Here is a 21,474-nt window from a genome sequence, read left to right as displayed (position 1 = left end):
CTATTCTTGTTTGATTCCTGACATTGGCCCTGATCTTTCCTACGGGAGCAGCGAGATGGATGTGTCACAATGAAAGCCATCATTAAGGACACTTCACCCAGACCAACCTACGCCTACGCCAGTGATCGAAGCAGAAGTTCATCAGCGCCTTCGGGCTTATCTTAGAGAACAAGGGCATACCCAGTGGCCTCACCATCTGACGATGGCCAGGCTGGTCGCAAGAGCCATGCGAATAGGCCGTAGTGCGCTGATGCAGCCAGATAGTCTGGCCGCTTACCAGGGCAGCTACCGACTGAGCTATTTGATTCCGGCGCTGCTGTGGCCAGAGCCCGCTGTGCTCGCCTTGCCAGAAGACATACTCAAGAGCGTGCTTCAGCAAGATATTCCAAATTTGCAGCAAGGGCTACCTGTGGTCAAGCCCGTACAGACCGGCGATCGCTGGCCCGGTGAAGATTTTCGGGGGCTGCTAGTGACCTCTGCTCAGGGCTGGCTGCGCGATCGCCTGACGACCTCGCTAACCCCTTCCCCCTCTACTGATAGCCACTCAGCTGGCCCGCTCAGCCGGTTTCCCGCTGGAGTTTTCACGCTCATAGACGGGGCTAGCGACTTAGAACGGTGGGCCCGCCAGCAGCTGAGCGTCGTCTTATTGCCGCAGCACTGGGAAGGGCTAATGCTGGCCTATCCTAGTCAGCGCACCTTCATTCGAGACATGCGCGTCCGCATCACCCATGCCATTTTTCAGCATCCGGCCAATCCCTACGGCTGTCATCTCATAGAAGAACCGGAAAAGACCCTGCTGTACGAGCTATACGAGCTGCTTCAAGCATACGGCGATCGCGGTAGACTGCCGCCTGTGTGGCAGCAGTTTTGGCAGCGGTTTTCGCAGATGGAGCGGTTAGCCTGGAGTAGCGTTAACCGTAAATTGGGCAGTGTAGCGCTGCACTGTGGCCCGATTGATCTCCAAGAAAGCCTAGCGCCAGTCTGGGCGCAGCAGCCAGTCGTGTTGATTGGCGCAGCCTTAGATACGGACTCCAAAGCAGAGCGGTATCGCGATCGCCTCGGCCTCGGCGAAATGACCTGTCTGCGCTTCGGCCCCGACCGACACAGCGATTTGATACAGCTTTATCTGCCAGATCGCCTACCTATGCCTAATACCAGCCACTATCAGGGAGCCGTACGGCAAGAAATCTGCTCACTGATTGGCGCTAAAAGTCTCGGCGGCAGCAGCGTTCAGACAGCAGATAGCAGGTTGGGTGCTGGCCCGACCGTCATCATTGTCGGAGATATGCCGCTCAAAGCGCAGTTAGCTACTATCTTGGCTGCTGAATATGGCTCACGGGTACGGGTAGAAGTACCGATAGACAGTCAGGGCATTTTGATCACCGGTTGGGAGTATTGGCGGACTCACCAGGCAGAGTCAGTCATTCCAGATCTGCTGATTATCACGACTTTGCCCATCCCATCACTCGAAGATCCGCTAGTGGCAGGCCGAGTAGCCGCCTACAAGCGTCGCCGCCAGGACTGGTTCAAAGCGTATTTGCTGCCTACTGCTTTGAATGAGCTACAGCATGCCGTGGCCCCTGTGCGATCGCGCCAAGGGGTAGTCGCACTGCTAGATAACCGAGTCAACTATCGCAGCTATGGCGCTCAGATTATGTCGGCCCTAAGCCCCGCAGCCCGCAGTAGCTATCTCGATCTCACTTGGTTCATCGCTGAAAGCACTTCGCCTGAGTCAATAGCTGACTAGCCCGACCGGCCAGCACAAATGCTCGCTATCTCCCTGTACAGATATTCTCTAAACAAATGCTAATTTAGCCGGGGCACTGCCAGAGTTTTCTCATGCTCAATCGCTCGCTATGCTCAATCGCTCGCTATGATGGATTAGGATGCGGGCTCAGTGAGAAAACTAGCCGCCAGCACACATTTAATCTTGACGCTTTCGTCATCAGAAATCACTAGCTTGGTAGCGCCCATGGGAGAATCTAAACGTCGGCAAGAGGCATTGGGTGAAAACTACGGCAAACCTAAGCCAGTCATTCCAGGCGTACCCATCAGTAAAGAGACCGCTACTAAGTTTGTTTCCTGGTCAACTAAGGGTGCTTGGGCTGGCATTATTTTGATGATTGCTGCGTGGCTCACTATTCGTTTTATCGGTCCTGGGTTTGGCTGGTGGACGCTGACTAATTAGTGGGCTTTGCCTGGACACTGGGCTTTGCCTGGACACTGGGCTTTGCCTGGACACTGGGCTTTGCCTGGACACTGGGCTTTGACTAACTGCGACTATTAACTTCTAGCCTTTTCACTGAACCGCTGTCGCTACCGGTAGTGTCTTACAGAACTGCCCTATTCCTAACAATGTATTTCTCTAGGCATACTTATCTAAGTAGTTATGTCAACTTTTGTCATATTTATTTTCCTGAGAGGTAAGACCCCGTCATTTTTCTTTCGGTTGCGCTAGAACAAGGGGAATGGTGGGATTGATATATACACAGGTGCCGAGCTTTTACTCCATATCACTGTGGATCTCAGGCACTGACCAAGCTAGATAAATTCGCTACAGTTTCATCTTGAGCGGATTGGTAGCTTTGAATTTGATTTTTTTAAAAATTCTGGATATCTTTACGTCACCTAGCACAACAAAATTGTTGCAAAAAGTTACAATATGTGGGTACTGTAGTGGGTACGAAAACATGACACACCTGGACAGTGTTATGGAGTCTGGGGTATTTTTGTACGAAGGTTATTAAAAAAGAATTAAGTAAATTACATAGAGCCAATAAATGGTGTAGAGGAAAAGACAATGTTTGTCAGACTTGCCGATCAGCACCGTCAGTTTGTTCAAGATCTCGTTCTGAACCTGAAAGCGCTGGCGGTTGTATTAGAGAAAAGAGGATATTTGGCCTCTTGCTATACCTGCGGGGAGGAGCTTAATAGCGCTTCCTTTATGGTGAGCTTGGGCGGAGACCATTTGATTCGGTTTCTGGTCTCCGACTATGGGATCACCTGGACAGAGATGCGCGATGACCGTGAGCTCATGAAGTTAGAGGGAGCTGAAGCGATCAATCAGCTTCAGGAATTGGCCAACTTGATCAAGTATCAGGTGAGTCCGGCTGAGCAGGAAGTAGCGGCTTACTCTGGCGGTTAAGGTTTGCTGCTGATTCGCCATACAGAATCACGAAGGATCAGTCATCCGTCCGGCGGATGCCATGAGGGCTCGGATAGTTTTCGATTATTTGACTATCCGAACCCCTCAAAATATAAGCTTTTGGCCGACCGTCCCTTCCCCCCTTCAATGAAGAATGGCGCAGAGAACCGGTCTAGAAAATTCGGGTGAGCAGCGCTGCTCTCGCTAAGAGAGCGCCGACGAGCTAGCGGTAGCTACCCTTTTAACCCACAGATAACTCACAGAAGTTTTAACTCACAAAAATATTTGAGAATGCCGCCATCATTGCGCCGCAGATGGCTCAAACTAGAAAGGCAGATAAGTATTTTTTGATGATAAATATTGCGTCTGAGCAAACTGCCGAACTGGCAGTCGGCGTAGCGGGGCTGACAGACTACCTAAAGCTGCTGTTAGAGGAGAATCCGCAGCTGCGAAAAATTTGGGTGGTTGGAGAGGTGTCTAGCACCCACAATCATCGCCAGGGCTGCTTTTTTACCCTACAAGAACCCGATGGCTCTGCGGCGGTGAACTGCGTGGTGTGGCGATCGCAGCTTCCCCGCCTAACCACGCTACCGGCAGCAGGCGAGCAGGTAACTGTGCTCGGGCAAATTCGGCTGTATCCTAAGCGCGGATCTTATCAGCTCACGGTATGGCAGGTGTTACCCGCAGGCGAAGGGCTGCAAGCATTGCGCTACCGGCAGCTGCGATCGCGCCTGGCTGCCGAAGGTCTTTTTGATGCCGCTCGCAAGCGTCCGCTACCGGCTTATCCGCAGACGCTGGCGGTCGTCACCTCCGTCGAAGCGGCTGCTTGGGGAGATATTCAGCGTACGCTCAGTCAGCGCAGCCCCGGCGTGCGCATTTTACTGTCTCCGGCCACCGTACAGGGGCTACAGGCACCCGCTTCCGTTGCAGCGGCGATCGCCCGCGTTGCCCAAGATGGCCGAGCCGACGTGCTGCTATTGGCGAGGGGGGGCGGGGCTAGTGAAGATCTGGCCTGTTTTGACGATGAGCGGGTGGTGCTAGCGATCGCCCAATCACCGATCCCAGTAATCACCGGGATTGGTCACGAGCGCGACCAGTCCCTTGCCGACCTGGTCGCCGACGTTTGTGCTCATACGCCCACCGCTGCCGCCGAGCAAGTGATCCCGAGCCTGGATGATCTCTATAGTGAGCAGGTGCAGTATTTACAGCGACTGGGGCAACTATTGTCTAGTCGTCTGCAAACAGCTCAGCAGCAGGTGCGATCGCTACAGTCGCGGTTACAGCGTCTCCAGCTAGATCGTCAGGTTGTCCAGCGACAGCGTGACCTCGGCTGGCAGCGGCAACAACTGACTACCCTGCTTACCCAGCGGCTACAGCAAGCTCAATATCAACATCAGCTGCTGCAAGAAAAATTAGCCGCCCTCGATCCAGCCGCCGTACTCAAACGAGGCTACGCGCTGGTCAAAGCAGAAGAACAAATCGTCACCCACGCCGATCAGCTACCGCCCGGTACATCTCTAGAGATTCAGCTTAGCCAGGGCACGGTAAAAGCAACTGTCACAGACAACTCTCCTACTTCCTAACTCCTCAACCCAATCATGGCTCGCCCAAAAAAGACACCTGCCCTTCCTGACGACTGGAGCTACGAAGCAACGCTCCATCGTATCGAAACCCTCACCACTCAGATAGAGACCGGCGAACTGCCCCTAGCGGAAGTATTTGAGCAATTTTCAGAAGCAGTGGGCGCGCTGCAGCAGTGCGATCAGTTTCTACAGCAAAAGCAGCAGCAGGCTTCACTGCTCGTAGAGACCCTAGTCAGCGAAGAAGCGGACTAAAAAGTTGCTATTGATGTCGCGTTTCGACACCGGTGAGCGCAGCGGAGCGGTGGTCAGCGCTAAGTGCCGGCGATTGGGCTTCGGTCTTGCTGTTGACGCAACTGGCAGCAGTAGCCTGAAGAACCGGTAGCAAAACTCTAAACGTCGTGCCCCGGTCCGGAGTGCTTTCGACCGCAATACTGCCGCCCATGCGTCTGACCAACTGCTGCACCAGCGTCAGGCCGAGACCGGCTCCAAGACTGCTATCGCCGTAGGTAGGCCCCCTATAAAATGCGTCAAATAGTCTGACAGCTTCAGCTTTAGCAATGCCCGCCCCGGAATCTTGCACCGTCAGGGCGACAAAACTGCTGTCATGAGGCGAGGCAGCCACCCAAACATGGCCGCCTGGGGGGGTCATTTGAATGCCGTTTCTAACCAGATGAATGACGACCTGTTTGAGTTCTGATTCGACGGCTAATATCTTTGTAAGATCAGACGGCACAGTGCAAGCCAGCCCAATCCCCCGTTCTTCGGCAATCGGCTGATAGGTACTGACAATGCCAGGAATTATAGTTGCCAGCTGCAGCGTTTGGGGCGGCAAAGTCGCGGTCGCTTGTATCTGTAGCAAACCGATAACGCTAGTAATCAGAGATTTTTGGCGATCGCACTGAGCCGCAATCATCTCCAGGTAGCGCTGCCGCTGAGCAGATTTCAAAGCTGGTGATCCCAACAGAGTTAGCGCCGTTTTGATAGTGGTCAGGGGCGACTGCAGTTCTTGGCTGGCCTGACTGAGAAAGTCGGGAGTCATCATCTGCGAGGCGCTATTGAGATCGGCCTTGGCTGAATGACGATAGGCGACTAGCTGCGATCGCATCTCTTCTTGAAACTGTAGCTGCCAGGTTAAAAAAGCATCCGTTAGCGGCAGCGCCCTCTGATTCAGAAGATCCGCCGGAAAACAGCGATCCCACTGACTGAGAACGGCTTGACCAGCGATCGCGCGCTGATGGTTTGGACTAGCGGCCATCTGCTCCCCGGCGTTCGAGGGGGAGGCTAGGTCTAATGGCTGCTCTAGTCTGTCTATCCCGCTAACCGGTAGGGCACCGGGCACACTGTCCAACGGGCTATCGACAGCTCGAAAGGTCGGCAGGCTCTGCTCAATAATGGCTTTAATCCCCGTTGAAAGCGCTGCCACGGTATGCCCAGACGTAGAGCAGTAGAGTTTGAGCGATCGCTTATCGGGCACTGGGGATCTGGGTACGATTCGAGCGGCTAGGAGAGCCCCGACAAAATTATCAGCAACAGCCAGGCACAGATATTCTCGTTTGAGGTCGGCATCTTGCTCGATTGGGATTGGGCAGAGGTTGGCGGCTAGGTCATCAGGCGGGCGACCGATTTGCTCACCCAGGGTATAGAGAGTACAGCCCGCGCTCTTTTGTCCGTACTGCCAGACATCTGTCCACCAAGCCTCTTCTTTAGGCAGCTTGAGCCACAGAGTCGCCTGGATTTGATGGGCTATCAAAAACTGGATTAGCGACTGCAGGGCCGCTTTAAACCCGCGCGGATCACACAAGACAGCAGACAGCTGAGGCTGAGAACTGGCCCAATGAGTCTGTAGAGATAGAGACGACATAGCGTACGACTTACTAAATAACCGACTAGACCAGCACGCCCAGCCAGCAGCAAAGCGGTAGCAGGTGGCTCAGACATTATTGAGAGCTACCGCCCTCCCAGTTTTGGAAAGTCGGTGAGCTAATCTACTTAAATATGCCTACAGGGTGCCCTGAAGTTAGCTGAAATATATCATTAGTTCGGCGTTTTCTCCCTTATCGTAAGCAAGTTTCTGGTATTGCGCGACATTACACAGCGGCTAACCGCTCGCTAAGCGCTGCTCTAGACTGCTCACGATCATCAAAATGAATCTTCTCGGTGCCTAAGATCTGATAGTCTTCGTGGCCTTTGCCCGCAATCACAATACCATCGCCGGGCTGGGCCTGAAGAATAGCCCTGCGAATAGCCTCGGCGCGATCGCAGATCACCTGGTCCGCATCGAGCGGTTCGTCAATACCGGCGACCACGTCTTCTAAAATACGCTCAGGGTCTTCAGTGCGAGGGTTGTCGGAGGTAACAATGGCCCGGTCGGATTGGGCATAGGCGATTCGACCCATCTGCGGGCGTTTGGTGCGATCGCGATCGCCGCCACAGCCAAAGACACAAATCAGTCGCCCAGTGATAAAAGGCCGCGCCGCCTTCAGCGCATTCTCCAGGCTGTCTGGTGTGTGGGCGTAGTCTACAATCACACTGATATCCTGCGCGCCCTCTACCTGAACGCGCTCCATCCGGCCCGGTACACCCGTAAACTGCGGGAGGGCGGCAACAATTTGTGCCAGAGAAACGCCCAAGTGCAAAGCTGACCCAGTAGCTGCCAGCAGGTTTTCTAGGTTAAACTGACCGACCAATGGCGAGGCAAAGGCTTGCTTACCGGCAGGCGTACAGAGCGTACCGCTGACACCTGTCGGCCCGTAGGCAAGGTCTTCTGTATATAAATCCGCGCTCGAATCAGTAGTGCTGTAGGTCCATACCTGAGCGCGGTCTAATTGGCCAATCAGCTTTTGACCGTAGGGATCGGTTTGATTAATAATCGCCCGCCCTTTCAGATAATCAGGGCTAAACAGCAGCGCTTTAGCCGCGAAATAGTCTTCGAGATCTTTGTGATAGTCCAGATGGTCTTGTGTGAGGTTGGTAAAGACACTGACTTCAAACGGAATGCCCCAAGGCCGATGCTGAGCTAGCGCGTGAGAGCTAATTTCCATCACGGCGTTTTGACAGTTGGCCTGATGGGCACTAGCCAGCTCGCTTTGCAGATCGATAGGGAAAGGGGTGGTGTGAACGGCGGTCTTTTCGTAGCCGGGCCAGCGGGTGTAGAGCGTACCTAAAATAGCGGTTTTCTGCTGAGCCTGGTTGAGGAAATATTCAATCAAATGGGTAGTCGTGGTTTTTCCATTGGTGCCAGTCACACCGACCATGGTCATTGCCTGAGCTGGCTGACCGTAGAAGATTGCAGCTAGCTCAGCGCAGATTTGAGGAATGGGGGTGGCAGTCAAGACTAGGTCGCCGCTCTTGGTCTCGGGTTTGGCTTGGAGCGCCTCGGGCGTGATCAGTGCCGCGATCGCCCCTTTCTCTAGAGCCCCCTGCCAAAACTGACCGCCATCTACCCGCGTACCGGGCATGCCGATAAAAAGATTGCCTGGGGCGATCGCCTGAGAATTGGCGCAGAGACCAGTGACTTCCTGAGTCCAGTGAGGATGATTGACCCGCGTCTCAGGCACCGTTATCGCCTGCGTTAATTGAGCAAACAGTTCTTTTAGCAGCATGGTTCTCCCCTTCGCTGATAAGTTAGACAGCTTAAGTTAAGTTAGATAGCCCAGAGTTAGATAGCCCAGAGTTAGATAGCCCAGAGTTAGATAGCCCAGAGTTAGATAGCCCAGAGTTAGATATCTCACAGACAGCCAAGTTTAGACACGCCTACAGATCCGCGCAGACGACTGTCGTCAGCGCTGGCTGAGATTATGCCTCAAAGGGGCCTATATGTGTCTGTATCATTCGTGCCACCTGCTCAGCAGAGGCGCGAGGCGATGGGCGCGGTAGGGGCTGTTCTGCCACATCGACTAGCTGAGTGAGCACCGGTACTTCGTACTGATACTTCTGGAACCACTGTTGGTTTTGAGTGATATCGCGCACTTCCAGCTGAATAGGCAGCGTCTCCAGCTTCTCCTGCAAGCCTTCACACAAATGACAACCGGGCTTGCTGTATAAAATGAGCGTTTTCATCAGATATGTGGCTCTAGGTAGATATATAGTTAACTGAATTTTGGCGAAAAGACCCGGCAAATCAGCTCGTCATGACGCTTTCATCAAAAAGTTCGGTTGCCTGGACTTTTTAATGGCCGGTATCCCGGTCGGAATAGGGGTCTTTATGGAGTAGGATTGTCAATGTACTTGAGAGCGATGGTCTTTTCAAGCCATCCGTCACCGACACAAACGCTTTCCCGTACCCCTTCTCAGTCAGTATCTCCGGCCTATTATCCGGCAACTACTATGGTCCAGTGCATGGAAGCCCCAACAGTCACGGCTTTGACCAAACAGGTTGAGGGCAAACAAACCAATGGCTCCAGCGACCCGCTGATGGCACAGTTCGATCTAGACGCGCTTAATCAGCAGTTTGAGCAGGCCACGCCTCAAGAAATTTTAGCCTGGTGCGTTCACCACATTCCTCAAGGATTAGCGCAGACCACCTCGTTTAGTATGCTGGCCGTCACTCACATGCTCTACAAAGAGTTGGCCCAGCCGGTGCCGGTAATTTTTCTAGATACGTTTCACCTGTTCCCCGAAACGTTAGAAACCGCTCGTCAGGCCCAAGCCATTTACAACTTAGATCTGCATACCTACCGGGCACTGGGCATCAGCAGTCGTGAAGCCTTTGCCAGGCGCTATGGTGACCGGCTCTGGGAGCGCGATGTTGATAGTTTTTATGACATTACGAAGGTAGAGCCTTTGCAGCGATCGCTAGACGAACTCCAGATCAAAGCCTGGATCACGGGCCGTCGTCGCGACCAGTCTGACACCCGCCAGAATCTGCCTGTTTTTGAATGGGACGCCGCCGGGCGGCTAAAGATCAATCCGCTAGCACACTGGAGCAATCAGCAAATTTGGGACTATACCTTTGAGCATGACGTGCTCTACAACCCGCTTTACGACCAGGGCTATACCAGCATTGGCGATCAGCCTCTGACGACGCCCACTGCCGCCGGAGAAGAAGAGCGGGCAGGCCGCTGGCGGGGCACCGAAAAAACCGAATGTGGAATTCATTGGTAGCGCCGCTCCGTGAAGAAAATGATCGCTAGCAATTTAGCTGCCTTCCCAGTCGTGGCATGCCTGTGAGTATCCTGCCGGACACCGCTTTTATCGATCCGACTGGCGGCAATCGCGCTGAGGTTGAGGCACTGCTGCATCAGGTGGTGACGCTCTTAGTCGATGAAATGACCGGGGCGATCGCGCGATCGCCCCTACCCGACCCGATCGCCACAGACCAGCTAGCGCAGTGGGCGCAAATTCCGCAGCAGCCCGTTGAGATAGAGGTGCTGCTAGGGCAAATGCGATCGCATCTGCACCAGGCAATGAACGCGGCCCATCCTGGCTATATCGGCCATATGGACTCAATCCCGACGACGATGTCGGTGATTGGCGATCTGCTAGCTGCCGCCTTAAATAACAACATGCTCAGCGTGGAGATGTCGCCTGTCTTCTCGCGGCTAGAAGTATTAGTGCTGCAGCAAATCGCGGCCCGGTTTGGCCTGGGCCCAGCAGCAGGTGGGGTGATGGTCAGCGGTGGCAGCCTGGCCAATTTGCAGGCGCTGACGGTAGCTCGCAATCTGGCGTTTGACGCGGTCAAAACCGGGGTGGTTGGCATCGAGCGACAGCCGGTCTTTTTTGTCTCAGAGGCCGCTCATACGTCCTTGCAAAAGGCGGCAATGGTAATGGGATTAGGGGCAGAGGCTGCGATCGCCGTTCGCACCAACGCCAATTCTCAAATTGATTTGCAAGATCTGTCAGACAAAATTTCCCAGGCACAGCAGTCCGGGCAGCAGCCCTTTGCCCTAGTAGCAACCGCCGGTACAACCGTCACAGGTAATATCGACCCGATTGAAGACATGGCCCGCTTGGCCCAAGCCCACCGCCTCTGGTTTCATGTCGATGCGGCCTATGGCGGCGCGGTGATCTTTTCGCCCGAGCAGCGATCGCAGCTAACTGGCATTGACCAGGCCGATTCGGTCACCTTCAACCCGCAAAAATGGCTCTACATCACCAAAACCTGTGCCACGCTGCTGTTCAAAGACTTTGGGGTACTCAAGCGCTCTTTTCGCATTCCGGCTCCCTACATGAGCGACGACAGCCAGTGGCCTAATCTGGGCGAACTCACCATCCAAGGCACCCGCCACCCAGATATTTTGAAGCTGTGGCTGTCTCTTCAGCATTTGGGCGCTGCTGGCTACGCTGATATTATTCGCCATAGCTATCAGCTGACGGAGCAGTTCGGCCGTGCTGTGCAGGCGCGGCCTGAGCTTCAGCTCGCGAGCCAGCCAGAGATGAATCTTGTGTGCTTTCGGCTCGCCCCCGACCAGATTGACCCTAGCCACTGGGATGCGCTTAACGCCCAGCTACAGCGTTACCTGTTATCACCTCCAGACCGCACTGCGGTGTTTCTCTCACTGCCCACTTACCGCCGCCAGCGCTGGCTCAAAGCCGTATTGTTAAATCCTTACACCTGTTGCGAGACGATTGAGCAGCTGTTTGCCAAGATTGACCGGTTCATTGCTGACAATACCGGCTGAATGAGGTCTGAGCTACTTCCTTAGGTCATCTCACCGGCTAGCAGCAGCACCTTCTTCTGCATCGTTTTGAAGATGTTGTAAAATCCGTTGGCCCGCGACGGCGTCAAGCTTACGTCTAGCTGAGTCTCTTTGATAAAGTCAGGCGTAAGCTGAAGAATCTCTGCGGGTGAGAGCCCGCTGAGAGCTTCGATCAGCATTGCCAGCAAACCTTTGGTAATTTGGGCATCAGAATCGCCCTTATAGGCGACTTTGCCGTCATCTAGGCTAGCGGTGATGTAAACCTGAGAGACGCAGCCCGGCACTTTATTTTCAGCTGTTTTATCTTCATCCGGAAAGGCATCGAGCCGTTTGGCGTACCACAGCAGCTGCTCGTAGCGACGCTTGGGCTCGCTGATGCGGGCAAATCTTTTGACGAGTTTGTCGAGCTGAGCGGGGCGAGAGGAGGCTGTCATGCAGAGATTGGGTTAGATGGGGCTGAGCCATACGGCGCGTCTGCTTTCACCATAGCGTTAAGAGCCCGTCATGGACTATCTCCATAACGGGCTATCAAATCTTTTGACGAGTACTTTAGCTGGGCTTTTGCCTGATATCTCTAATCGTCGTTTAATGGCCGTTGATAGGATCTTTGACGGCAACGTCTTTGCTTGCGCCATCTTTTTGAACGACAAAGCGATGGGCAACCGTTTCTGGCTGAATGGCCGAGAGCACGACATGTCCTGAGTCGGTAATCATCACGGCCCGAGTCCGCCGACCATAGGTGGCATCAACTAGCTGGCCGCGATCGCGCGCTTCCGAAATGATGCGCTTGATCGGGGCAGACTCAGGACTCACAATGGCAACGACTCGGTTTGCAGAAACGATGTTTCCAAATCCGATATTAATAAGCTTCATGTCTATTGAACTACAGTTAAAGTAAGGTAAGTCTAAGAGGACTTGTTTAACAGTCTCTCTCAAGGAAAAACTGGCAAGGAAAGATCTGTCAGTGTTCTTTGAGCCCTATCTTTTAAACTTGCACGCTTCGAGTACAGCAAATCAAAAGCAGAGTGATTCAAATTGGCCCTTTAAAAATTGACTAGCGGTAGGAATATAACGTACCAAACTAAGTCAATGGTTAGGCTTTCTAATGTTAGCGAAAAAAGAACAGTTGTGTGATGTTTTAAACAGATGTCATTTTCAGTCTAAAGAAGTGATAATTCATACCCTGAGCTAGATAATTTCCTGCAGGAATTTCTAATTTTTATCCGTTAGTTACTCTAACCTAACTTTTCTTGTTTTAGCTTGAGTTCCAAATAGTTTTGCTTCGAGAGGTTTTCTGTGCAACCGGTCGATTTTACGACTTTGATGGCAGTGAGTGCCGATTTGCGATCGCACTGGCTACCGGCCCGCTGTGAACAGGTCTACCAGCGCGATCGCTACACCCTATTTATTGCCCTGCGCACGCTTGAAGAGCGGGGCTGGCTAGCGGTTTCCTGGCACCCGCAGGCAGCGCGGATGCATATGGCTGCGCCCCCGCCCAAGCAACCCGACACGTTTACCTTTTCCCAGCAGCTTAAGCATCAGCTCGGCGGCCTGGCCCTGACCGGCATAGTTCCCCTATCGCCCTGGGAGAGAGTGCTTGACTTACAGTTTGCCCGCCGCCCCGATGAACCGGCACTCTGGCATCTCTATGTAGAAGTCATGGGCAAATACAGCAATGTGATTTTGACGACCGCAGCTGGCCAAATTGTCACTGCGGCTCATCAGGTAAGCGAGCAGCAGTCAAGCGTGCGCCCGATCCAAACGGGACAGCCTTACGCGCCGCCGCCCGCTATTCGAGGAAAGCTGCCAGCACTGGATGAAGGGATTGCAGATTGGCGCGATCGCATCGCGTTGATTCCTGGCAAGCTGAAAAAAATGGTGGTCAAAGCCTACAGCGGCGTGAGTTCATCCGTGGCCAGTCAGCTCATACTAGCTGCCGAGCTACCGGCTGACGTGACCACTAGCGATTTGACCGATGCCGACTGGCACAGGCTGTTTGAAAGCTGGCGCAGTTGGCTGCACTGCTTGGCAACAGAAAGCTTCACCCCAGGTTGGCTAGATCAAACGGCGGGAGGCTATACCGTTCTGGGTATTGGCATCGCGAAACCAGCCGCTAGCGTGCAAACTCTGCTGGATGAGTATTACCAGCATCAGTTTAACCAGGAGGAGTTTCGCCGCCTCCATCACCAGCTCAGTCAGCGGCTCAAAACGCTGCTAGCTAAGCTGCGTCGTAAGGCCGATACCTTCGCCCAGCGCTTGCAGCAGTCTGACCAAGCTGAGCAGTACCGCCAACAGGCTGACTTACTCATGGCCCATCTGCATCAGTGGCAGCCAGGTATGACGCAAATTGAGCTGGCAGACTTTGAAACCGGTGAACCGGTAAAACTCACGCTCAATCCTGAAAAAAACGCCGTACAGAATGCGCAGGGACTCTACAAGCGGCACCAAAAGCTGAAGCGATCGCGCGCCGCCGTTATGCCCCTACTGACAGCGGTCAAAGCCGAAATTCACTATCTAGAACAGGTCGAAGATAGTCTACTGCAGGTGCCCGCCTATAGGACGGAGGCTGATTTGCGATCGCTCGAAGAAGTTCGCACCGAGCTGATCGCCCAGACCTACCTGCGAGACGCCACCGGCTATCAGTCAGGCAACCGCGCTGGCAAATCTGGCCGTAGCCAGGAGCAAGACCTATCCGGATTTCGCCGCTACACCACGCCCCAAGGCTTCGAGCTGCTGATTGGCCGTAACAACCATCAAAACGAACAGCTCACCTTTAAGCAGGCCAGCGATTATGACCTTTGGCTGCATGCCCAAGAGATTCCAGGTAGCCATGTACTCCTGCGGCTCGATGCGGGCACCGTGCCAGGCGACGAGACCTTGCAGTTGGCCGCTAGTCTGGCAGCCTATTACAGCCGGGCGCGGCAGTCTGATCAAGTACCCGTTGTCTACACCGAGCCCAAAAATGTATATAAGCCCAAAGGAGCCCTGCCCGGTATGGTGATTTACAAGCATGAGCGAGTGCTATGGGGCCAGCCGCAGCGGGCACTCGCTTTCATAGACGCTGTAGATAGCTCAACTAATAGTTCGTCCGACCGCCTTTAGCAGGAGAAAACAACGATGCTGCCGCTGAGTATCGCGCCCATGATGGATCGCACCGACCGCCACTATCGCTATTTCATGCGGCAGATCACGCGGCGCACGCTGCTCTATACAGAAATGGTCACCAGCATGGCCATCCGCCACGGCGACCCAGAGAAACTGTTGGGCTTCACCGCTGATGAAAACCCGCTGGTGCTCCAGGTCGGTGGTGACGACCCACAGATGCTAGCTCACTGCGCCCGGGTCGCCTCAGAGTTTGGCTACAGCGAGATTAACTTAAATGTGGGCTGTCCAAGCGATCGCGTCCAGACCGGCAACTTTGGCGCTTGCCTGATGGCCCAACCCGAGCGCGTCGCCGACTGCATCGCCGCCATGAGGGCCGCTACGCCACTGCCCGTCAGCGTCAAGCACCGCATCGGCATTGACGACCTTGACCGCTACGAAGACATGGCCCATTTTGTCAGCGTGGTCTCGGCAACTGGGTGTCAGCGCTTTAGCGTTCACGCGCGCAAAGCCTGGCTGCAAGGGCTCAGCCCCAAAGACAACCGCACCGTACCGCCACTGCGCTACAGCGATGTTCACCGCCTCAAGCAAGATTTTCCCCATCTACAGATCGAAATCAATGGTGGCTTTAAAACCCTTGAGCAGGTCAAAACGCAGCTATCTTCCGTAGACGCTGTGATGGTGGGTCGCGCCGCCTATGACAATCCCTACTTATTTGCTCATGCTGACCGAGAATTTTTTGGCGACGATACCGTACCCCCGACCCGCCACCAGATTGTGCAGGCCATGCTGCCCTACATCGACCACTGGACCAGCCGGGGGCTCAAGCTCAACAGCATCACTCGCCATATGATGCACCTCTTTCACGGTCGGCCCGGCAGCCGCATCTGGAAGCGCTACATTACTGAGCGGGCCTCTCAGACAGGAGCAGGGGCCGAGGTCGTTGCTGCAGCGCTCGACCAAGTGACCGAAGCTGCCGCCGTTGTTTTGCAACGTCAGCAAACAGCTGATCATCACGCTAGTCCGGTAGCGCTGTAAGCAAAGTGGTGCTGCCGATTAAATCGACTGGCTAAATCGACTGGCTAAATCGACTGACTAAATCGACCGCCGCCGATACATCTGCCACAAAAAACTAGAGATAAAATTAGTCACGATATGCGCCACCATGGGCACCAGCAGATTACCCGTCACCAGCGCACTGCCGCCCAACATCAAACCGACCAGGGTTGCCCAGATAGCATATGACCATTGCTGCCGGTTAGACATATGCAGCACGCCAAAACACAGACTAGAGACCACCAGCCCCGTCGCATTTAGTCCGATTGCAGGCAGCATAACGCCGCGAAACAAAAGCTCTTCACTCATTCCCGGCAAGAGCCCTACCCAGATAGAGTCGGTGGGCAATAGCGGCGCTAAGACAAACGACAGATAGAAATCAGCGCTCTGACGGTAGGCAGGCCACAGCCGATAAACCAGCATACTGACCGCCGAGATACCTAAGCCCAACCCAACCCCAATGCTCGCATCCTGCCAATTCAGCGCGATCGGGAAAAGGAACGGCTCAAAAAATAGCCACACGCGCGCAATTAGCAGCAAGATCAGCGCGGTTGCTGCCATTGCAGCTAGCAGTTGAGGTCTGCTCAAGGGCTCTATCTGTGGCCGCTCAGGAGAATATTTTGGCAAGAATTACCCCATCCGCTCTGCAATTTCTGCTAACGCTCATCATTCTATTCGAAAAACCAGCCATCAGATGACGCCACGACTAGCTGATAACGACAGCAAAACAATCAGTGCGACCATCAATTTACCTATAAAAGCGGTCAGTTGCCAATATTTGAGATAGGGGCTCTTACCTATCTGGAGGCCACATAGAACAGCAAAAATCGTGCCTGGGGCCTTTGAAAAAGTACAGGCTGCCTCAGTCATCGGCTGGCTATCTGCATAAGAATTTTAAAGTAGAAAAGTAGAGAAGTCAGCCAGAAAAAGCGCTTGAGTGGATTTTCGGAAAGATTGCAGCTTGGCTTCACACAAAAAGCTGTTCCATGTACGTATTCACAAACAGTGTTCATAGGTTCAACTTAATACTTTGAACGAAGCAATCCCCAAGGTGCAGGTATTATTGCCCGATTGAAAGTAAATTTACTGCCTATGTCTGCGTCCGGATTATTCAGGCTGTATTCAATCCCACCGATAAATCAGAGAATATCTGTACAATCATTGGCTTAAACGTTACATTGCGCTAATCACCGAGAAAGAAAGACAACCTTTTTATTGACTTCAAATTACTATCTAGAGTCAACCCAGATCGCTGAAAACCTATCCGTACATCTCTAAAAATAGTCAGTATAAAAACGTTGGCAAAACGGATTTTGATACGCTCCCTTTTTCTCCATCTATCGAGCAGTATTGATTCTATGAAGAGATGAGAAAGCCTATCATATCAACTTCTCAAGGTGTTATCTCGGCGGAGATCAAGGGAATTCAATAGTTACTCAGACAGTCTGATCTTGGAAAGCTTTATATTGCCAATCAAGCATTCAGACAGCTGAATTACAGTCTGCCGAATTCTTCGAATCATATAGTCTGCGGAACTCAACTTTAAGACATGGAAAGTTCAACGAATCAAATTCTACCTGATAGTGATATTGGCATCTACGAATGCGAGGTGCGTCTCAAGTTTCGTATCATCGAAGAGCAGTTAACCATGGCAAATCGCGAAGAGCTGGTAGAGACCCTTGTAGATGCCTTTGCCTACGGCAGCGATGAATATCTAGAAACGTTGGATAGTCAGGTCGCCATTCAGCAGCTGCATGATGTTGGCCAGGCTTCTCCGGCGATGCGGCGTCAGCTCATTCGCCTACGCAACTCCCATCGTCTGGCTTAGGTAGGCTGCTCGCTACCCTGGGTTGCCTCAGGGTAGCGCTAGCTCGAAAGCGATATTTCGGGTTTGACACAATGTGCAAATAGCAGGTATCTTAATAAAGGTCTGAAACATACGCCCCCATCGTCTAGAGGCCTAGGACACCTCCCTTTCACGGAGGCGACGGGGATTCGAATTCCCCTGGGGGTATGTAAAAAAGCTTCAGTAAAAAAGCTCCAAGTAAAAGGTTCCACAGCGTCTTTTGATGCTTGGAACTTTTTTTGGTTCTGGCTTGATTAAAGCTAAAAAACCGCACAGCTAAAACCGCTCCTGGGCGATCGCCTAGAAGCGGTTTATCGACCTGAACGGCCTACCTTAAATGAGACCTGTCAGATTGCAAGTTCTAACGTGCGCTGCCGAATTGCTAGCAGGTTGGCAGTGATGTTGTGGCGAATGTGACGCTCGATAATGGCGACTGGCATTGCCCGAGGCGGCTTCACTAACAAATCGTAAGACAGATGAGTGCCCTGTGAGTCGGCAGTCGGTCGCAGTTGCCAAACCCCATCAAAGTGCTGAAAGTCGCCCTCTTTCATGGCGAAGCCCAGCTCGTGAGGAAAGTTTTCGGTCATCTCTAGCACGACCCGGGCGCAGAACTTGACCTTGAGAAAGCACTGAGCGCCAATCTGCTCTAGACGAATGCGCCCCTCTGTGTTGGGCAGCAGCCTGCTAGCGGTTAGATTGGGCACAAAGTCAGCTAGGTGCTCATAGTCAGTAATTACCTGCCACACCTGTTCAACGGGCTGAGGAATGATGACCGATGCTAAAATGCGCCGCTCTCTAGCCGAACGCTTCTCGGTAGAGACTTCGATATGGGCCGCATCCATCTCCTTGCCGTCGGAAGCAAGGCCATTGACGCGGGCAGCTTCTTTGAGCTCAGCTGCTAACTGAGCGTCTGGATCAACGGGCTCTTGGTAGGGAGATAGCGAGTTGTACACAGGTATGTCCAAAATCTCAAAAAGTCTGCGGTACGAGGCGAAAAGGACCTTAGCTTAGAATAGCAAGCTTTCTTATCAAAGCGAATAGCTATAGACAGTTTTTACAAGTTTGAGCAGCAGGTTTGTTCGTCTGTTTATTTTAACGGCGGGCTATAGCTGTTTTCCATCCGCGATCGCACCGGATCAGGACTACCAGCAGCCTCCTGCACCAGAGCAATTGCGCCAATCGGATTGAGACTGGATAAAGACCGAATAGTAAATTTGTATGGGTGAGCCAAGCGAAGCCGGGCAGGAACTGCTATAAACGTCAGTGAGATGTGTGTAGCTCAACGGTAACGGTCAAAGTGGTTAAAGCCTCAGCAAATGCTCAGCCCTGCGTCATTGGCACGGTCAAAGGGCCAGGGGAGAACGGCAATCAGTACGTATTTATCACTGCGAACAACCGCCAGGTCAAGATTGGCGAATTTGTTTACTATCAGGTGGCTGAGCCGGGCGGAGAGAAGGCGCTGCAAATTTTGGGCAAAATCTCTGACCGTCGCCTGAGTGACCATCTGCCCGACCGCATTTTTGCCGATACCGAAATCAGCCCCGAGACGATTGCCGCCCTGATCGGGTTTTCTCACCCCAACCCAGAAATTTATGAGGTAACGGTAGATGTGATTGGGTATTTTCACCCAGCGCTAGGCTTTATCAACCCTCGCCTGACGCCAGACCCAGGCGCAAAGGTCTGCATCACCGACGATCAGACCCTGCTGCAAGTGGTGAATAAGAAGCAGCCAGGTGAAGTGGGATCAGCTCAAGTAGGCTCACTGTTGCTGCGGCCAGACGGCGCGGTGCCAGTGGCGCTAGATGTAAAGGAGCTGGTCAGTACGCATATGGCGATTTTGGCGGGCACCGGGTCGGGTAAAAGCTATACCGCCGGGGTGCTGATTGAAGAATTTTTGCAGCCTTACAACCGGGCGGCGGTGCTGATTTTTGACCCGCATGGGGAGTATGGCACCCTGGCAGAGCTGCGCGGACACCCAGACTTTCGGGGTGACGATGGCTACGCGCCCGTAGTGAAAATCTTGACGCCAGACGATATCACCATTCGGATTTCGTCGCTAGATTATCACGATATACTGACGCTACTCCCAGAGATGAGTGATCGCCAGCAGTCTATCCTCAGCAAAGCTTTTAGAAAGCTTAAAAAACATAACCGAGGAGGAGAATATCGCTGGAATATGGATGATTTAATCGCATCAGTCTACGAGTCAGACACCTCGGAAGACGAAGAAGGCGCTCCTAAAATAGGGTCTTCTGCCCCAGCGATTGAGTGGAAACTGGAGCGCTTAGCTAATTCTCAATATTTCCATCAGACTCATCACCTAGCTCCTAAAGATTTATTTGAGCCGGGGCAGGTGACCGTGCTGCAAATGAACGAGATTAGCCAGGATGAGCAGCAGGTAATCTGCGCAGCGGTACTGAGACAGAGCTATCTAGCCCGGATCAACACCGAAAAGGACAAAATCGGTGAGGAGGACGAAAATTACCTGCCTTATCCGGTTTTTACTCTGATTGAAGAAGCCCATCGTTTTGCCCCAGCTAAAGAGCCCTCGCGGTGCAAAGCCGTTTTGCGCACTATTCTCAGTGAGGGCCGCAAGTTTGGGCTTGGGGTCGGTTTGATCACGCAGCGACCCGGCAAGCTTGACTCAGATGTGCTCTCTCAGTGCATGAGTCAATTTTTGATGCGGATTGTCAATCCGGTCGATCAGGAAAGCCTGAAGTATGGGGTAGAGGCAGCGGGGCGGGATTTGCTGAAGGAGCTGCCCGCTCTGACTAAGGGACAGGTGATTATCTCAGGGGCCTGCGTGAACACGCCCGTTTTGTGCCAGGTGCGCAAAAGGCTGACTCAGCATGGCGGCGAGACGCTCAACGCGCCGACTGAATGGCAAAAGTACTTTCAAACTCACCGGGTGCGATCGCAGACGATTGATCGCTCTCCAGTCGCTGCCAAAGTCAAGGCCAAAACCTTTCGCGGTGTCAGCATTGAGTGATGGCCACTTGAGGTAAACCTATCGTTCTTGGGCAGCGGTCGCTTGCCGCAGCGCCGCCTGGCTGTTGGTTTGGTAGGTCTGAATGCGGTCTTGAGCAATATCGTATTCTGCGCTGCTTTCTGGAATCTCGCTCATCAGGTCGGAGGCTTGTTGCCAGCGAGCAGCCAGATCTAGCCAGTCGTTAGCAGTGGTCGCTCGCTGACCTTCGATAGCAGCCTGCTCAGCGATGCGGACGGCTTCGGCAAAGGCGTCGGGAGCGGGGCTATCAGCCTCCTCAGCAACGACCTCTGAATCTGAGGAGTCAGCGTCTGAGAGGTCAGCGTCTGAGGGGTCAGCATTATTAAAGGCATCCTCATCTGACGCCTGACTGACGGTATCGGCAGCGGCGTCATCTAAATCATCAGCACCCGCCGGTTCAACCCTGCTCTCAGGGCTAGCAGGTACGACGACAACAGGGTCGGCATTCGCGCCGCCTAGATCCCTGTGCAAAAACCAACCAGCGGCTAGCAACAGCAGCAACAGTCCTATCCCTCCGAAAATGCGGAGCGGCAGAGCAAACTTACTTGGCTCAGGTTCACGGATGTCTTTGAAGACAGGGCCAGCGGGTTTGAGATTGCGATCGCGAATCCAGCGCTCAATAAAAAACGGTCGTTTGAGCACAATCACCTCAGACCACAGCAGCGCCTTAGCCGGGTCGCGATTGATTTCTTCAATCCACAGCAGCTGATCTTCTTTGACGATGCGACTGTTAATTTTGACCTTCTTTATCCGCTGCGGGCTAATCGTCTCTAGCGTATGGCGCACCTGCTCAATCAAGGGGTCCTTCTCTAGCTGCTCAACGGTTGCCGCTTCACAGAGAATTTGCAGCATGCCATCTGAGACCACCGCCCGAGTGCGAATGCCTGTGCTGATCAGCCGGTCATTTAAGATGTGAATGATGGCGGCCACACTGCCCTGGCGGGCTTGACCAAAGGTATCTCTGGCTGGCTGGGTCATGTTAGCGGCTCCTCACGTTTGGCCTACGGCAGCAATCGGGGGATCAATTGAGACAGATTCGGTACTTGTCTCTGTACTTGGCTCTATAGATGCTGTTTGCTCTATTTTATGAATGCCCA

At 53.3% G+C, this 21,474-nt stretch carries 20 protein-coding genes and 1 tRNA gene; 12 read left to right on the top strand and 9 right to left on the bottom strand.

Translation table 11 applies throughout. From position 1 onward, the window contains the following. The first annotated feature begins 226 nt into the window (after positions 1-226). From CKL79_RS06320 to xseB, 5 genes are all read left to right on the top strand, one after another. Positions 227-1,747, top strand: a complete 1,521-nt coding sequence (locus CKL79_RS06320) for a helicase C-terminal domain-containing protein (protein ID WP_240518708.1) — start codon at positions 227-229, stop codon at positions 1,745-1,747. A gap of 225 nt (positions 1,748-1,972) precedes the next feature. Next, entirely contained in the window at positions 1,973-2,188 is a 216-nt protein-coding gene (locus CKL79_RS06315) for a DUF2839 domain-containing protein (RefSeq protein WP_121968740.1), read from the top strand. Between the two features lie 612 nt (positions 2,189-2,800). Further along, positions 2,801-3,145: a DUF1815 family protein gene (locus CKL79_RS06305; protein WP_121968738.1), complete on the top strand. Its 345-nt coding sequence runs from the start codon at positions 2,801-2,803 to the stop codon at positions 3,143-3,145. Between the two features lie 350 nt (positions 3,146-3,495). Continuing rightward, entirely contained in the window at positions 3,496-4,728 is a 1,233-nt protein-coding gene (xseA, locus tag CKL79_RS06300) for an exodeoxyribonuclease VII large subunit (protein ID WP_121968803.1), read from the top strand. 15 nt (positions 4,729-4,743) lie between these two features. Then, positions 4,744-4,980, top strand: coding sequence for an exodeoxyribonuclease VII small subunit (gene xseB / locus CKL79_RS06295; RefSeq protein ID WP_121968737.1), 237 nt, complete (start codon positions 4,744-4,746; stop codon positions 4,978-4,980). Positions 4,981-4,987: 7 nt separating this feature from the next. Here xseB and CKL79_RS06290 read toward each other — a convergent pair whose 3' ends face one another. From CKL79_RS06290 to CKL79_RS06280, 3 genes are all read right to left on the bottom strand, one after another. Beyond that, positions 4,988-6,589 carry an ATP-binding protein gene (locus CKL79_RS06290; RefSeq protein WP_121968736.1) on the bottom strand — a complete coding sequence of 534 codons (1,602 nt, stop codon included), beginning with the start codon at positions 6,587-6,589 and terminating at the stop codon, positions 4,988-4,990. Between the two features lie 226 nt (positions 6,590-6,815). Continuing rightward, a complete protein-coding gene (locus CKL79_RS06285) occupies positions 6,816-8,330 on the bottom strand; it encodes a UDP-N-acetylmuramoyl-L-alanyl-D-glutamate--2,6-diaminopimelate ligase (protein WP_121968735.1) in 1,515 nt (504 codons plus the stop codon). A 193-nt stretch (positions 8,331-8,523) separates the two neighbouring features. Then, positions 8,524-8,787 (bottom strand): glutaredoxin family protein, encoded by a 264-nt coding sequence (locus CKL79_RS06280; RefSeq protein ID WP_121968734.1) that lies wholly within the window; start codon positions 8,785-8,787, stop codon positions 8,524-8,526. Between the two features lie 354 nt (positions 8,788-9,141). On the opposite strand from CKL79_RS06280, the gene cysH reads away from it, so the two are divergent. Beyond that, the gene (cysH, locus tag CKL79_RS06275) at positions 9,142-9,831 is read left to right on the top strand and encodes a phosphoadenosine phosphosulfate reductase (protein ID WP_346427048.1); all 690 of its coding nucleotides are present in this window, start codon (positions 9,142-9,144) and stop codon (positions 9,829-9,831) included. Positions 9,832-9,887: 56 nt separating this feature from the next. Beyond that, positions 9,888-11,348 (top strand): aminotransferase class I/II-fold pyridoxal phosphate-dependent enzyme, encoded by a 1,461-nt coding sequence (locus CKL79_RS06270; RefSeq protein WP_121968732.1) that lies wholly within the window; start codon positions 9,888-9,890, stop codon positions 11,346-11,348. 20 nt (positions 11,349-11,368) lie between these two features. Here the strand turns inward: CKL79_RS06270 and CKL79_RS06265 are convergent, their stop codons facing one another. Further along, positions 11,369-11,800 carry a SufE family protein gene (locus tag CKL79_RS06265; RefSeq protein ID WP_121968731.1) on the bottom strand — a complete coding sequence of 144 codons (432 nt, stop codon included), beginning with the start codon at positions 11,798-11,800 and terminating at the stop codon, positions 11,369-11,371. Between the two features lie 151 nt (positions 11,801-11,951). After that, on the bottom strand, positions 11,952-12,245 hold the full coding sequence (locus CKL79_RS06260) for a DUF370 domain-containing protein (protein WP_121968802.1): 294 nt from the start codon (positions 12,243-12,245) through the stop codon (positions 11,952-11,954). A 417-nt stretch (positions 12,246-12,662) separates the two neighbouring features. On the opposite strand from CKL79_RS06260, the gene CKL79_RS06255 reads away from it, so the two are divergent. Both CKL79_RS06255 and dusA read left to right on the top strand, forming a co-directional pair. Continuing rightward, complete coding sequence (locus tag CKL79_RS06255) at positions 12,663-14,468, top strand: NFACT RNA binding domain-containing protein (protein ID WP_121968730.1); 1,806 nt, start codon at positions 12,663-12,665, stop codon at positions 14,466-14,468. Positions 14,469-14,483: 15 nt separating this feature from the next. Beyond that, the gene (gene dusA, locus CKL79_RS06250; protein WP_121968729.1) at positions 14,484-15,506 is read left to right on the top strand and encodes a tRNA dihydrouridine(20/20a) synthase DusA; all 1,023 of its coding nucleotides are present in this window, start codon (positions 14,484-14,486) and stop codon (positions 15,504-15,506) included. Between the two features lie 57 nt (positions 15,507-15,563). Here dusA and CKL79_RS06245 read toward each other — a convergent pair whose 3' ends face one another. Then, positions 15,564-16,151 carry a CPBP family intramembrane glutamic endopeptidase gene (locus tag CKL79_RS06245; RefSeq protein WP_121968728.1) on the bottom strand — a complete coding sequence of 196 codons (588 nt, stop codon included), beginning with the start codon at positions 16,149-16,151 and terminating at the stop codon, positions 15,564-15,566. Between the two features lie 922 nt (positions 16,152-17,073). On the opposite strand from CKL79_RS06245, the gene CKL79_RS06235 reads away from it, so the two are divergent. After that, positions 17,074-17,352 (top strand): Npun_R1517 family heterocyst differentiation transcriptional regulator, encoded by a 279-nt coding sequence (locus tag CKL79_RS06235; RefSeq protein ID WP_121968726.1) that lies wholly within the window; start codon positions 17,074-17,076, stop codon positions 17,350-17,352. 113 nt (positions 17,353-17,465) lie between these two features. Further along, positions 17,466-17,538: transfer RNA gene (locus CKL79_RS06230), tRNA-Glu, on the top strand. A gap of 179 nt (positions 17,539-17,717) precedes the next feature. Here CKL79_RS06230 and CKL79_RS06225 read toward each other — a convergent pair. Then, positions 17,718-18,323 (bottom strand): SRPBCC family protein, encoded by a 606-nt coding sequence (locus CKL79_RS06225; RefSeq protein ID WP_240518705.1) that lies wholly within the window; start codon positions 18,321-18,323, stop codon positions 17,718-17,720. Between the two features lie 134 nt (positions 18,324-18,457). Beyond that, the gene (locus CKL79_RS23115; protein WP_170943987.1) at positions 18,458-18,601 is read right to left on the bottom strand and encodes a hypothetical protein; all 144 of its coding nucleotides are present in this window, start codon (positions 18,599-18,601) and stop codon (positions 18,458-18,460) included. A 39-nt stretch (positions 18,602-18,640) separates the two neighbouring features. Between CKL79_RS23115 and CKL79_RS06220 the strand changes: the two genes are divergently transcribed. Then, positions 18,641-20,359, top strand: coding sequence for a DUF87 domain-containing protein (locus CKL79_RS06220; protein ID WP_240518704.1), 1,719 nt, complete (start codon positions 18,641-18,643; stop codon positions 20,357-20,359). A gap of 18 nt (positions 20,360-20,377) precedes the next feature. On the opposite strand, the gene CKL79_RS06215 is transcribed toward CKL79_RS06220, so the two are convergent. After that, positions 20,378-21,355 (bottom strand): hypothetical protein, encoded by a 978-nt coding sequence (locus CKL79_RS06215; protein ID WP_121968724.1) that lies wholly within the window; start codon positions 21,353-21,355, stop codon positions 20,378-20,380. Positions 21,356-21,474: the final 119 nt, after the last annotated feature.

Source organism: Leptolyngbya sp. BC1307, from assembly GCF_002286735.1.
Lineage (GTDB): Bacteria > Cyanobacteriota > Cyanobacteriia > Phormidesmidales > Phormidesmidaceae > Phormidesmis.
Note: the sequence above shows the minus strand (reverse complement) of the source record. Positions and strands in the feature narration are given on the sequence as shown.

Excerpts from the sequence above, each read along its gene's own strand:
- CKL79_RS06320 (WP_240518708.1), top strand. The coding sequence starts at position 227 with ATGCGAATAGGCCGTAGTGCGCTGATGCAGCCAGATAGTCTGGCCGCT.
- CKL79_RS06315 (WP_121968740.1), top strand. The coding sequence starts at position 1,973 with ATGGGAGAATCTAAACGTCGGCAAGAGGCATTGGGTGAAAACTACGGC.
- CKL79_RS06305 (WP_121968738.1), top strand. The coding sequence starts at position 2,801 with ATGTTTGTCAGACTTGCCGATCAGCACCGTCAGTTTGTTCAAGATCTC.
- xseA (WP_121968803.1), top strand. The coding sequence starts at position 3,496 with ATGATAAATATTGCGTCTGAGCAAACTGCCGAACTGGCAGTCGGCGTA.
- xseB (WP_121968737.1), top strand. The coding sequence starts at position 4,744 with ATGGCTCGCCCAAAAAAGACACCTGCCCTTCCTGACGACTGGAGCTAC.
- CKL79_RS06290 (WP_121968736.1), bottom strand. The coding sequence starts at position 6,589 with ATGTCGTCTCTATCTCTACAGACTCATTGGGCCAGTTCTCAGCCTCAG.
- CKL79_RS06285 (WP_121968735.1), bottom strand. The coding sequence starts at position 8,330 with ATGCTGCTAAAAGAACTGTTTGCTCAATTAACGCAGGCGATAACGGTG.
- CKL79_RS06280 (WP_121968734.1), bottom strand. The coding sequence starts at position 8,787 with ATGAAAACGCTCATTTTATACAGCAAGCCCGGTTGTCATTTGTGTGAA.
- cysH (WP_346427048.1), top strand. The coding sequence starts at position 9,142 with ATGGCACAGTTCGATCTAGACGCGCTTAATCAGCAGTTTGAGCAGGCC.
- CKL79_RS06270 (WP_121968732.1), top strand. The coding sequence starts at position 9,888 with ATGCCTGTGAGTATCCTGCCGGACACCGCTTTTATCGATCCGACTGGC.
- CKL79_RS06265 (WP_121968731.1), bottom strand. The coding sequence starts at position 11,800 with ATGACAGCCTCCTCTCGCCCCGCTCAGCTCGACAAACTCGTCAAAAGA.
- dusA (WP_121968729.1), top strand. The coding sequence starts at position 14,484 with ATGCTGCCGCTGAGTATCGCGCCCATGATGGATCGCACCGACCGCCAC.
- CKL79_RS06235 (WP_121968726.1), top strand. The coding sequence starts at position 17,074 with ATGGAAAGTTCAACGAATCAAATTCTACCTGATAGTGATATTGGCATC.
- CKL79_RS06215 (WP_121968724.1), bottom strand. The coding sequence starts at position 21,355 with ATGACCCAGCCAGCCAGAGATACCTTTGGTCAAGCCCGCCAGGGCAGT.